The 11,690-nt window shown below is 72.9% G+C and carries 12 protein-coding genes; 6 read left to right on the top strand and 6 right to left on the bottom strand.

The features are described 5' to 3' along the window. Positions 1-64 precede the first annotated feature (64 nt). The 4 genes from AB0N84_RS07775 to AB0N84_RS07760 form a co-directional block, all read right to left on the bottom strand. On the bottom strand, positions 65-1,345 hold the full coding sequence (locus AB0N84_RS07775) for an alpha/beta hydrolase-fold protein (RefSeq protein WP_363544926.1): 1,281 nt from the start codon (positions 1,343-1,345) through the stop codon (positions 65-67). Beyond that, a complete protein-coding gene (locus AB0N84_RS07770) occupies positions 1,342-3,375 on the bottom strand; it encodes a DUF2156 domain-containing protein (RefSeq protein WP_363544923.1) in 2,034 nt (677 codons plus the stop codon). The genes AB0N84_RS07775 and AB0N84_RS07770 overlap by 4 nt, the downstream gene beginning before the upstream one ends. 115 nt (positions 3,376-3,490) lie before the next feature. Then, positions 3,491-4,696, bottom strand: coding sequence for a histidine kinase (locus tag AB0N84_RS07765; protein WP_363544920.1), 1,206 nt, complete (start codon positions 4,694-4,696; stop codon positions 3,491-3,493). Continuing rightward, entirely contained in the window at positions 4,689-5,324 is a 636-nt protein-coding gene (locus AB0N84_RS07760; protein ID WP_363544917.1) for a response regulator transcription factor, read from the bottom strand. Before AB0N84_RS07760 ends, AB0N84_RS07765 begins: the two co-directional genes overlap by 8 nt. 115 nt (positions 5,325-5,439) lie before the next feature. On the opposite strand from AB0N84_RS07760, the gene AB0N84_RS07755 reads away from it, so the two are divergent. Continuing rightward, complete coding sequence (locus AB0N84_RS07755; RefSeq protein ID WP_182047331.1) at positions 5,440-6,174, top strand: GntR family transcriptional regulator; 735 nt, start codon at positions 5,440-5,442, stop codon at positions 6,172-6,174. A 98-nt stretch (positions 6,175-6,272) separates the two neighbouring features. Here the strand turns inward: AB0N84_RS07755 and AB0N84_RS07750 are convergent, their stop codons facing one another. Together AB0N84_RS07750 and AB0N84_RS07745 are read right to left on the bottom strand one after the other, a co-directional pair. After that, on the bottom strand, positions 6,273-6,725 hold the full coding sequence (locus AB0N84_RS07750; RefSeq protein ID WP_289459221.1) for a PTS glucose transporter subunit IIA: 453 nt from the start codon (positions 6,723-6,725) through the stop codon (positions 6,273-6,275). Beyond that, positions 6,722-6,958 (bottom strand): PTS transporter subunit EIIB, encoded by a 237-nt coding sequence (locus AB0N84_RS07745; RefSeq protein WP_069711960.1) that lies wholly within the window; start codon positions 6,956-6,958, stop codon positions 6,722-6,724. The genes AB0N84_RS07750 and AB0N84_RS07745 overlap by 4 nt, the downstream gene beginning before the upstream one ends. Before the next feature lie 183 nt (positions 6,959-7,141). Between AB0N84_RS07745 and AB0N84_RS07740 the strand changes: the two genes are divergently transcribed. The 5 genes from AB0N84_RS07740 (at position 7,142) to AB0N84_RS07720 (ending at position 11,683) form a co-directional block, all read left to right on the top strand. Further along, entirely contained in the window at positions 7,142-8,410 is a 1,269-nt protein-coding gene (locus AB0N84_RS07740; protein WP_363544912.1) for a PTS transporter subunit EIIC, read from the top strand. Positions 8,411-8,524: 114 nt separating this feature from the next. Beyond that, positions 8,525-9,442: a zinc ABC transporter substrate-binding protein gene (locus AB0N84_RS07735; protein WP_363544909.1), complete on the top strand. Its 918-nt coding sequence runs from the start codon at positions 8,525-8,527 to the stop codon at positions 9,440-9,442. A 56-nt stretch (positions 9,443-9,498) separates the two neighbouring features. Then, positions 9,499-10,329, top strand: coding sequence for an ATP-binding cassette domain-containing protein (locus AB0N84_RS07730; protein WP_223246552.1), 831 nt, complete (start codon positions 9,499-9,501; stop codon positions 10,327-10,329). After that, positions 10,329-11,273 (top strand): metal ABC transporter permease, encoded by a 945-nt coding sequence (locus AB0N84_RS07725; protein ID WP_069711964.1) that lies wholly within the window; start codon positions 10,329-10,331, stop codon positions 11,271-11,273. Before AB0N84_RS07730 ends, AB0N84_RS07725 begins: the two co-directional genes overlap by 1 nt. Continuing rightward, positions 11,270-11,683, top strand: a complete 414-nt coding sequence (locus tag AB0N84_RS07720; protein WP_069711965.1) for a transcriptional repressor — start codon at positions 11,270-11,272, stop codon at positions 11,681-11,683. Before AB0N84_RS07725 ends, AB0N84_RS07720 begins: the two co-directional genes overlap by 4 nt. The last annotated feature ends 7 nt before the right edge of the window (positions 11,684-11,690 follow it).

The raw sequence follows: 11,690 nt of genomic DNA, 5'->3' as shown, positions 1-11,690 counted from the left end.
CGATCAGCTTGGTGGAACTGCAGCACCGCAGTCAAACATAGGATGTACGATATTTTGTTCCGCGCTAGTCCTCCGCCGCGAACAACGCATCCGCCAACGGCCCCACGTCCGTCCGGAACGACCACTGCACCGTGTTCCAGTCGTGCCCGCTCCCCGGCGCCACCCCGATCGACACCCGCGCCCCGGCCGCACGAGCAGCCTCCCCGAGCCGCCGCGCGTTCTCGCTGAACTCCCGGTCGGCCGACCCCGCCGTCAGCCACAGCGCGTGCCCGTCGAGCCCGTTCGCCCGCATCTGCGCGATCGGCGCCGCGGCCCGCCACGCCGCCAGGGACCCACCGAACGCCTGGTCGGCGCTGTGCTGCGGGCCCTGGTCGACCGGCTGGAGCTCGCTCGACACGGCCAGTGCCGCCCCGAAGTCCGCCGGGTGTCCGGTGAGGAACTGCATGGTGCAGGTGGCGCCCTGCGAGAAGCCGGTCAGCCCCCAGGCCTTCCGGTCCGTGGTGGCGGGCAGGTTCCGGGTGATCCACGCGGGGACGTCCTGCGTCACGTACGTCGCGACGTCACCGAGCCGGGAGTCGACGCACATCGTGTTCCGCCCCGGCGCCGAGAGCTGGTCGACGCTGACGACGATCGGTGCGCGGCCGCCGTGGGCACGGGCGTAGGCGTCGAGCGGTTCCGCCAGGCGACCGGCGGTGAACAGGTCCCCGGGGGCACCCGGCTGCCCGGAGAAGGCGATCACGACGGGCAGCGGCCGGGGGTCCCGGACGAGGGCGGCGGGTGGCAGCCAGACCACCGCGCGCCGGGCCGCGAAGTGGGAGCGGGTGCCGGGGATCTCGGCGGTCCGCACGATGCCGGCCGCCGGCGGTGCGGCGAGCGGCGCAGCGTCCGGGTCGTACGCGGGCCAGGGGTCGCTCTGCACGACGGTGCCGAGCGTGGGGTACTTGGCGAACTCGACGTTGATGCCGAGTGCAGGCACGAGCAGCGCCGCGGGCACCAGGACGACCGCGAGGGTCCGACGCCACCGGCCGCCCTGCACGAGGCCGGTGACGGCGAGGGCGAGTGCCGCTCCGGCGAACGCGCTCCACATCTGCGTCACCGGGCTGAGGGCGACACCGAACAGGTCGACGACCTGCGTGGTGAACCAGCACGCGCCGAGGACCACGAGCGCGGCGGCACCGGCGATGGCCGCCCGGAGGCCGACCCGTCGCCACGCCTGCCGCGACCGCCACTGCCGGACGGCGGGGAGCAGGACGGCGACGGCCAGCACGGTGAACGCCAGGTCGGCCGGCACGAGCTTCGACGGCGCCTGCAGTTGGGTCGCGAGCAGCCACTCGGTCGGGCTCACGGACGGGCGCCGACGCGCGAGGAGCCCGCGCCGACGTGCGCCTGACGGAGTGCCCAGAGGTGCTTCGGGCGGAGGCCGGGCACGTACGCGGTGGTCAGGGCGCGCGCGACCCGGGGTGCCTGCAGGGCGCTCGGCACGACGAGCCAGAGCGGCTCGTGCGCGGCCCCGAACTTCTCCTTGAACCGCTGCAGCGACCGGAAGCCGTACACGGGCTCGAGGGCACGGGCGACGAGCGCCGACCCGCGCGCGACCCACGACCCGGCGTCGGCGTGCGGAGCGAGCGGCGTGCCGGAGAGGCTGATCGTGGTGAGCCCGGCCTCGCGGGCACGCAGGGCCGTCCGTGCGATGAGGAACTCCATCACGCCGGGCATCCCGTCCTCACCGCGTCGCATGACGTCCAGTGTGTACCCGGTCAGCGTCCCGTGCTCGTGGATCGGCAGCCAGCTCGTCACCGCCGTCACCCGCCCCTCGGCGGTCACCGCGAGCAGCAGGCGCACGTCCGGGTCGTCGAGCTCGTGGAAGCCCCCGAGGGTGAAGCCCATCTCCGGCAGGCGCCGGTCGGCGGCCCACCGGGTGCAGATCGCCTCGACCTGCGCGCGCCGCTCGGCGTCGAGTGCGGCGAGCGTCGTCCACTCGTCGCGGAGGCCCTCGCGATCGGCGCGGTTCGACGCGGTGCGGAGGTCCTGTCGCTTCTTCCCGCGCAGGTCGAAGGTCGTCACGTCGAGGACCGACTCGACGCCGACCGGGAACGACGCCCAGCCCTCCGCCGCGAGGATCGCGCGCACCGGCTCGTGCACGCTCGTGAAGGCCGGGACCCAGCCGTTGCGCTCGCAGGCGCGCGCGAAGGCGGCGACGACCTCGGCCCGGTCCGCCGCGGCGCAGGCCGGGTCGGAGACGGTCAGCGCGACGTCGCCGTGCACCCGGTAGGCGACGGCGCCGAGTCCGTCCGGGTGGGTCCAGGTCGCGTTGCCCTGCCAGGTGCCCATGTGCCCGAGGCTGCCCGCGTCGCCCTCGCGGAGCATGCCGAGGTACGTCTCCGGGCAGGTCGCACTCGCGGTGAAGCGGGCCCGCACGAGCCTGCCGCGGAGCACCACGATCGCCAGGAGCACCGCCGCGGGCACGGCCCACGCGCCGAGCAGGGTGACCTGCCACTCGACCTGGTCGGTCGTCAGCCCCTGCCACTGCACGAACCCGTCCTGCAGCGGTTCGATCAGGAACACGTCCGCGAGCACGGCCGACAGCGTCACGAGCAGGCCCGCGGCCAGGACGATCCCGGTGCGACGCCCGCGCCGGACCAGGCAGGCCGCCCCGACGAGGAGCACGCCCACGAGCACGGTCGCGCGGTCGCTCATGGCGTCGGCGAAGGGGGAGAGAACACCGTCCGGGTCCGGGACGACGAGCGTGACCAGGGTGCCGGCTCCGAGCGCGACGAGCGTCGCGACGACGACCGGACGGGGCTCCGCGACGACGGTGCGGTCGGCGCGGGGTGCGGTCGGGGCCGGCCGGGAGGCGCGGCGCACCACGAGCGCGCCGGCTGCGGTCCCGGCCAGGGTCGCCAGGGCGCGGGCGGTGTCGGACCCGTGCCCGGCGAACAGCACCAGCGTGAGCACGACCGTCCAGAGGACGGCGCGGACGCGCCGCCGTCGGGCCGGCGGCATCGACGCCGAGACGGCCGCCAGGAGTGCGGTCGCGACCGCGGACGGCGCGAACAGCGGTTCGCCGGAGGCGGCCTGTGCGTGCGCCTCGCCCACGGCGACCCCGACGGTCACCGCGAGGGACGTGACGCCGACGGCGACCAGGGGTGCGCCGGCACCGATCAGCACCGTGCGCAGCGGGCCGAGGGTCCGTTCGGCGAGCAGGGTCGCCGCGACGACGAGCGCGAGGGCGAACCAGGCGACCGGCGGGTGGTGCGGGAAGTCCGGTTCGGCGTGCGCGATCCGTGCGGTGACGGCGAGCAGGACCGCGACGACGGCGACGCCGGTCGTGACGGGGTGCCGACGGAGGGCGGCGACGAGAGCTGTGGGGTCCACACTGCCATCACAGCCGGGTGGCCCGGATCGGGACATCGGGCGACGGCGTGAACCGCGGTGGCCGGTCGGCCACCGGGCATCCCCCGGGCGGTGGTGGTCCGGCCCGGGTGCGACGTCAGGGGACGGGCACGCCCGGACGGTGCTCGACCGGCAGCCGCAGGTGCAGCGCGAACCCGTCGCCGGGCTGCGGGCCGGACTCCAGGTGGCCGCCGAGCAGCGAGGCGCGCTCGCCGAGGCCGATGAGGCCGAGCCCGGAGCCGGGGAGCTCGAGCCGCTCGGCCCGCGCCGGGCCGTTGACCAGGTCGACGAGGACCTGGTCGCCGTGCAGCCGACCGCTCACCCGGACCCGGGCGCCGGGGGCGTGCTTCCGGACGTTCGTGAGCCCCTCCTGCACGAACCGGTAGACCGCACGCTGCACGGGCAGGGGCAGCGTGTCGGGCAGGTCGACCGCCACCTCGGTCTCGAGCCCGCTCGCCGCGACGAGCCGGTCGAGGTCGGCGAGCACCGGCTGCGGGGCCGTCTCGCGGTCGGTCCCGCCGGACGCGCGCAGGACCAGCACCATCTCGCGGAGCTCCTGCAGGGTGACGACGCAGAGCTGACGGATCGTCCTGGCGAAGGCGCGCTCGCGCTCGTCGCGTCCGGCCATCTGCACGCCGCCGGCCTGCACCGCGATCAGCGTGACCTGGTGCGAGACGACGTCGTGCATCTCGCGGGCGAGCAGCGCGCGCTCGCGGGAGAGCGCCACCGCCGCGGCCTGGCGGCGTTCCTCGCTCCGGGACGCCCGCAGTTCGGCGATCCGGTCCACCAGGTCCGCCCGCGTCCGGACGAGCAGCCCGATCGCGAGCGGACCGAGCGCGAAGATGAGCGCGTAGACGACCGAGACGACGATCTCGTCGAGCTGCTGCGGCGGCCCGACGACGAAGCCGCTGAAGCCCACGAACTGCACCGCGGCCGCCAGGAGCATGAGCCACCGGCGGTCCGTCCGCTCGCCGAGGGTGAACAGCGCGACGCTCGCCGCCACGACCCCGGACCCGAAGAAGAGTGCGGGCATCGTCAGGGCGAACGTGAGGACGGGCAGCCGGCGCCGCAGGACCAGGGCCGCGGCGGCGACCACGGAGACGGTGACCTCGGTCGCCGTCGCACCCGCGATGTCGAGCACCGCGTCGACGACGGCGGCCGCGAGGAAGAGCGCGTCCACCAGCCACCAGGGGGCGGGGTGCGCACGCGCACGGCGCAGGCCGGCGTCGACGAGCGCGTCGAGCCTCCCGTCCGTCCGCGCCAGCAGTGCCCGGACGCGCGCGACGCGCGTCCGCTCAGCCATCGAGGAGCCCGGCCTCGGCGGCGCGCAGCGCGAGCTGGACGCGCGTCGTGACGCCGAAGGCGGCGAGCAGTGCGCGCACGTCCTCCTTGACCGTCCCGGTGCTCACGCCGATGCGCTGCCCGATCTCGGGGTTGCTCGCGCCCGCGGCGACCAGGCGCACGACGTCGTGCTCCCGGGCGGACAGCGCGGGCGCCTCGACGGTCGGGCGGGGCGCGAAGAGCCGCGTGCGGTCGAGTCCGGGCGCGAGCACGATCCCGCCGCGGGCCAGGGCGCGGACGTACTCGGCGAGCGACTCCGGGTCGGTGTCCTTGAGCAGGAAGCCCGCCGCGCCGGACTCCATCGCCTGCGCGACGACCTGCGTGTCGGTGTCGAAGGTGGTGAGCATGGCGACCGCGGGCGGTTCGGGCAGCGCGCGGAGGGCGTCGAGGACCTCGAGCCCGTTCACCCGCGGCATCCGCACGTCGAGCAGCACGACGTCGGGACGGTGGCGACGGACCGTCTCGACGGCGTCGACGTCGCCGCTGGTGGCGACGACGTCGATGTCCGCCGCCGCGCCGAGGATGAGTTCGAAGCCGTACCGGACGAGGGTCTCGTCGTCCACGATCACCACCGAGGTCACGGTCGTCATCTTGACACGCCGTTGGCGAACGCGGACCGACTCGCTACTGTGAGGGAACTGGTCATGTCCGCGTATGACCACCGGCACGACCGGTCACGACGAGCGACGGAGCACGGGGACCCGCATGACGACCCGCATCACCGAGGGCGCCGAGCCGAAGCACCAGCAGCTCCGCCGGATCCTGCTGGACCTCGCGACCACGCGGCTGGCCCCCGGTGCGGCGATCCCCTCGGAACGGCAGCTCATCGCGGAGTACGGCGTCTCGCGGATCACGGTGCGCGAGGCCCTCGGGCAGCTCGTCAACGAGGGCTACCTCGAGCGCGTGCGGGGCAAGGGCACGTTCGTGGCGCGACGTCCGGTGCAGTCGACGCTCCACCTGGCGTCGTTCACCGAGGAGATGCGCGCGCTCGGGCACGTGCCGACGACGGTCGTGCTCGTGCGCGAGGAACGCGTGCCGCCGGCGGACACCGTCGCGGCACTGCGGCTGGCCGACGGGGACACGGCGCACCACCTCAAGCGGCTCCGGATGGCGGACGGGGTGCCGGTGTCGATCGACGACGCCTGGCTCTCGGCGTCGGCGTTCCCGGGGCTCCTCGAGCAGGACCTGTCGGGGTCGGTGTACTCGCTCGCGGCGGACGAGTACGGCACGCCGATCGACCGGGCGCGACAGACCGTGGCCGCCAAGGCAGCGGCCGACGACGTGGCCACCCTGCTCGGGACGCGGACCGGCGCACCGGTGCTCGAGTTCGACCGGGTGTCGTACTCGGGGGACCGGCCGGTCGAGCACGCACGCTCCTGGTACCGGTCGGACCGCTACCGGGTGCAGATGGAGGTCACGGCGTCCCGTCCCTCGGCGTGAGGCGCCGCGCCGCGAGCCTCGGCTCCGCGGACATCTTCGCGGTCACCGGACCGCGAAACTGTCCGCAGGGGCGAGGCTCGGCAGCGCCGCCCGGGCCGTCAGACCGTGAAGAGCGTGGCGCCGTCGGTGAGGGTCGTGCCGACCGTGGACTGCTCGACGGAGTCCGGCGCGCTGCCGAGCACCACGACCGGGCACACGGGCGAGTAGCCGGCGGCCGAGATCGCCGCGGGCGTGAAGCGCACGACCGGGTCACCGGCGCGGACGGTGTCGCCCTCCGCCGCGAGCAGGTCGAAGCCGTCGCCGCGCAGCTTCACCGTGTCGATGCCGACGTGCACCAGGACGTCGGTCCCGGCGGTGCCCTGCAGGGCGAACGCGTGCGGGTGCAGCTTGACGATCGTGCCGTCGACCGGGGCGACGGCGGTCACCGCGTCCTCGACACCGGTCGGGTCGACCGCGACCCCGGCGCCGACGAGCTGCCCGGCGAACACCGGGTCGGGCACGTCGGCGAGGGCGACGACCGGCCCCGCGAAGGGGGTCCGGACCGTCGTCACAGCTCGTCCTGGATGTCCTGCGCGAGGTTGTCGGCCACGGTGCCGACGATGACCTGCCAGCCGGTGCCGCCACCGACGACAGCCTGCGCGCCCGCGGCCTGCAGAGCGGCCTTGTCGACGAGGTCACCGTCCTCGACCTCGACACGCAGTCGCGTGATGCAGCCCTCGACCTCCTCGATGTTGTCGACCCCGCCCAGCGCGGCGATGATGTCGGCTGCCTTGATGTCGGCCATCGGTTCCTCCTCGTTGCGGTTTCCGTGCCGGGTTGACACACATCCGGTCACCGGTTCAGACTACGGAACTGGTCATGACCGGACAGGACCGGACCCGGCGGTACCGCCGAGGCTACCCGCGCCGGGCGCGTGACTCAACCCACCCACCGCCGACAGCTCCACCCGATGACGAGAGGACCGCCGATGAGCACCGCTGCTGCAACGGACGTGCCGGAGAAGAAGACCCCGAAGAAGCAGTCCAGGCTCTTCGCGAACGCTCAGCGCCTCGGCCGGAGCCTGCTCCTGCCGATCGCGGTGATGCCGGCGGCCGGCATCCTCAACCGCATCGGCCAGCCCGACCTGCTCGGCGCCATCCCCGGGTTCGAGACCGGCGCCGGCGTGATCTCCGCGGCGGGCCAGGCGATCTTCACGTGGCTGCCGCTGCTCTTCGCGGTGGGCATCGCGATCGGCTGGGCCAAGAAGTCGGACGGCACCACGGCGCTCGCCGCGGTCGTCGGCTACATGGTCATGTACGAGGTCTTCGCCGTCATGTCGCCGATCGTGCTCGCGGGCGTCAAGGACGCGAACGGCGACCAGGCCACGATCAACTTCGGCGTGCTCGGCGGCATCGTGATGGGTCTCGTCGCCGCCAACCTGTGGCAGCGGTTCCACCGGACGAAGATGCCCGACTTCCTCGGCTTCTTCTCGGGGCGTCGACTCGTCCCGATCCTCACCGCGGCGGCCGGCCTGGTCATCGCCGTGCTGATGTCCTTCGTCTACCGCTACTTCGACATCGCCCTGAGTGCCGCCGGCCAGGCGGTGTCGGACAACGCCGTCATCGGCGGCGGCATCTTCGGGTTCGCGAACCGCATGCTCATCCCGGTCGGCCTCCACCAGCTGCTCAACTTCTTCCCCTGGTTCCAGCTCGGGAGCTTCACGAACGCGGCCGGGGACGTCGTGCACGGCGACATCCCGCGCTTCCTCGCCGGTGACCCCACCGCGGGCATCTTCCAGACGGGCTTCTTCCCGATCATGATGTTCGCGCTGCCGGCCGGTGCCCTCGCCATCTGGCGGAACGCGAAGCCGCAGAACCGCAAGCTCGTCGGCGGCATCATGCTCTCCGCGGCGCTCACCTCGTTCGTCACGGGTATCACCGAGCCGCTCGAGTACTCGTTCATGTTCGTCGCGTTCCCGCTGTACGTCATCCACGCGGTCCTCACGGGTACGTCGCTGGCGCTGGTGAACGCGCTCGGGATCCACGACGGCTTCTCGTTCTCGGCCGGTGCGATCGACTACGTGCTGAACTTCGGCAAGGCGGACGGGGCGATCTGGCTGATCCCGATCGGCCTGGCGTACGCGGTCGTCTACTACTTCCTGTTCAGCTTCGTCATCAAGAAGTGGAACCTGCGGACCCCGGGCCGCGAGGAGGACACGATCGCCGAGAACACGATCGACGCCGCCACCAAGGCCTAGTCGCCACCACGCGACGGACGGGAGGCGCGGTGCCGGATGGCGCCGCGCCTCCCGTCCGTCGTTCGGCTGATACTGGTTTTGACAACCGTTATCAGCAAGCCGTACGCTCGTCCCATGCAGAACCGCCGTCTCCTCGCCCTGCCGCTCGTCGCCGGCGCCGCAGCCCTCGTGCTGACCGGGTGCGCCACGTCCTCGTCCGGCAGCGGGAGCGGCAGCGACGACGGCACCGTCCGCGTCGTCGCCTCGACCAACGTGTACGGCTCGATCGCGAAGACCGTCGGCGGCGACGACGTCGAGGTCACGAGCATCCTCGACGACCCGTCGCAGGACCCGCACTCGTTCGAGTCCAGCGCGCGGACGCAGCTCGCGGTGTCCCGGGCCGACCTGCTCATCGAGAACGGCGGCGGGTACGACGACTTCATGACCACGCTCGCGAAGGCCTCGGGCACCAAGGCCGACACGATCGACGTGGTGGAGCTCTCCGGCCTCGACGCGGGCGGTGACGCCGAGTTCAACGAGCACGTGTTCTACGACTACCCGACCATGGTGAAGCTCGTGGCCGACGTCGAGCAGCGCCTGACGAAGCTCGACTCCGCGCAGGCCGACACCTTCGAGCGCAACGCGAAGGCGCTCACCAGCAAGCTCGACGACCTCGAGTCGCAGACCGCGGCGGCCAAGCAGGAGGTCGACGGTCAGAAGGTGTCCTACACCGAGCCGGTGCCCGGGTACCTGTTCGACGCGATGGGCCTCGACAACGTCACGCCGGAGGCGTTCTCGGAGGCGATCGAGGAGGGCGACGACGTCCCGCCGGCCGCGCTCAACGACACGCTCCGACTGTTCAGCGAGAAGCAGGTGAAGCTGCTCGCCTACAACGAGCAGACGTCCAGCCCGGAGACCGAGCAGGTGAAGCAGGCCGCCGACCAGGCCGGCATCCCGGTGGTCGGTGTCACGGAGACGCTCCCGAAGGGGGAGGATTACGTCTCGTGGCAGCAGGCGAACATCGACGCGATCCAGGGGGCGCTCACGAAGTGACCGCGGTCCAGACCCCCTCGCGAACCGCTGCGGCTCCCGGCCGTGGCGGTTCCGCCGTGCTCGCGCTCCGCGACGCCGCACTGTCCTACGGCTCGCGGGCGCTCTGGTCGCACCTCGACCTCGACGTGGCACCGGGGGAGTTCGTCGCCGTGCTCGGGCCGAACGGGGCCGGCAAGACCTCGCTCCTGCGCACGGTCCTCGGCCAGCAGCGCCTGACCGGCGGCACGATGTCGTTCCTCGGTCGGCCCGTCCGCCGTGGACACCGGAGGATCGGGTACATCCCGCAGCAGCGCCTGATGGAGTCCGGCACGCCGCTCCGCGCGCGGGACATGATCGCGCAGGGGGTCACCGGGTCGCGCTGGGGCGTCCTCCCCGCGAGTCGTGCCGAGCGAGCGCGCATCGACCGCATCCTCGACGAGGTCGGCGCGACGGCGTTCGCGGATGCCCCGGTCGCCGAGCTGTCCGGGGGTGAGCAGCAGCGCACCCGCGTCGGGCAGGCCATCGCCGCCGATCCGGCACTGCTGCTGTGCGACGAACCGCTCATCTCGCTGGACCTGCGGCACCAGCGCGGGGTCACCGAGCTCATCGACCGGCAGCGCCGCCAGCAGGACGCCGCCGTGCTGTTCGTCACGCACGACGTGAACCCGATCCTCGACGTCGTCGACCGGGTCCTCTACATCGCGGGCGGGCGCTTCCGGATCGGCGCGCCCGACGAGGTGCTGCGGGCCGACGTCCTCTCCGACCTCTACGGCACCCCCGTCGACGTCGTCCGGACCATGGGCCGCATCGTCATCGTCGGTGCGAACGAGGCACACGACCAGACCGGGGCGCACCACCACTGCGACCCGGACCCACACGCCACCACACCGGACGAAGGGCGGATCTGATGGACGTCCTGTCGACCGTCTTCTCGTTCCAGGACTACGGCGAGCTCCTGGTCCTCGTGCAGAACTCGATCTGGGCCGGCGCCGTGCTCGGCATCGTCGGCGGGCTCATCGGCCCGTTCGTCGTCGCCCGCAACATGCCGTTCGCGGTGCACGGCATCTCGGAGCTCTCGTTCGCCGGGGCCAGCGCCGCGCTGCTGTTCGGGGTGAACGTCGTCACCGGCTCGCTCGTCGGGTCGGTGGTCGCTGCGCTGCTCATCGGGCTGCTCGGCTCGCGGGCCCGCGACCGGAACTCGATCATCGCCGTGCTCATGCCGTTCGGTCTCGGGCTCGGCATCCTGTGCCTGGCGCTCTACAAGGGCCGGGCGGCGAACAAGTTCGGGCTGCTGACCGGGCAGATCGTCTCGGTCGACAACCCGCAGCTGACCTCGCTCGTGGTCGTCTCCGCGATCGTCGTGGTCACGCTCCTGGTCGTCTGGCGCCCGCTGATGTTCTCGTCGGTCGACCCCGACGTCGCGGCGGCGGCCGGGGTGCCGGTCCGGACCCTCGCGATCGTGTTCATGCTCGCGCTCGGCCTGGCCACCGCGGTCTCCGTGCAGATCGTCGGTGCGCTGCTGGTGCTCTCGCTGCTCGTCACCCCCGCGGCCGCCGCGCTGCGCCTGTCGTCGCACCCCGTGGTCGTGCCCGTGCTCTCGACGGTGTTCGCCGTGGTGTCGGTCGTGGGTGGCATCCTGCTCGCACTCGGCGGCGGCCTGCCGATCAGCCCGTACGTCACGACGATCTCGTTCGTGATCTGGGTCGTCTGCCGCATCGTGGGCGGACGCAAGGACCGGCGCGGACGCGACCGGATCGCGGACCGCGAGCAGACCGACGGAGGCGCACCGAGCCTCCCGTCCGGGACCGACGCGTCGACCGACGCGACCCGCAGGGAAGGAGTCACCGCATGAACGCCGTGCAGAAGCCGAAGCGGAACACCTGGCAGCGCGAGGCGGTGCGCAGCGCGCTGTCCGGCACCGAGGGGTTCGTCAGCGCGCAGGCGCTCCACCAGCACCTGCGTGACGGCGGGTCCACCATCGGACTGGCGACGGTCTACCGGGCGCTCGCCGACCTGGCGACCGAGGGAGATGCCGACTCGCTGCAGCAGGACGGCGAGTCGCTCTACCGTGCGTGCACGACGGACCGGCACCACCACCACCTCATCTGCCGGAACTGCGGCCGGACCGTCGAGATCGAGGCCGACCCCGTCGAGCGGTGGGCGCAGGACGTCGCCGCCGCGAACGGCTTCACGAACGCGAGCCATGTCGTGGACATCTTCGGCGAGTGCGCGGTCTGCACCGCGGCGCGCACCGGGGAGTAGCCTCCCG

This window comes from Curtobacterium sp. NPDC089185, from assembly GCF_040685235.1.
GTDB classification, from domain to species: domain Bacteria; phylum Actinomycetota; class Actinomycetes; order Actinomycetales; family Microbacteriaceae; genus Curtobacterium; species Curtobacterium citri.
This window is presented reverse-complemented; position numbering and strand designations above follow the sequence as displayed.

Coding starts and splice junctions, on each gene's coding strand:
- AB0N84_RS07735 (WP_363544909.1), top strand. CDS start 8,525: ATGCAGAACCGCCGTCTCCTCGCCCTGCCGCTCGTCGCCGGCGCCGCA.
- AB0N84_RS07720 (WP_069711965.1), top strand. CDS start 11,270: ATGAACGCCGTGCAGAAGCCGAAGCGGAACACCTGGCAGCGCGAGGCG.
- AB0N84_RS07745 (WP_069711960.1), bottom strand. CDS start 6,958: ATGGCCGACATCAAGGCAGCCGACATCATCGCCGCGCTGGGCGGGGTC.
- AB0N84_RS07765 (WP_363544920.1), bottom strand. CDS start 4,696: ATGGCTGAGCGGACGCGCGTCGCGCGCGTCCGGGCACTGCTGGCGCGG.
- AB0N84_RS07760 (WP_363544917.1), bottom strand. CDS start 5,324: ATGACGACCGTGACCTCGGTGGTGATCGTGGACGACGAGACCCTCGTC.
- AB0N84_RS07725 (WP_069711964.1), top strand. CDS start 10,329: ATGGACGTCCTGTCGACCGTCTTCTCGTTCCAGGACTACGGCGAGCTC.
- AB0N84_RS07740 (WP_363544912.1), top strand. CDS start 7,142: ATGAGCACCGCTGCTGCAACGGACGTGCCGGAGAAGAAGACCCCGAAG.
- AB0N84_RS07755 (WP_182047331.1), top strand. CDS start 5,440: ATGACGACCCGCATCACCGAGGGCGCCGAGCCGAAGCACCAGCAGCTC.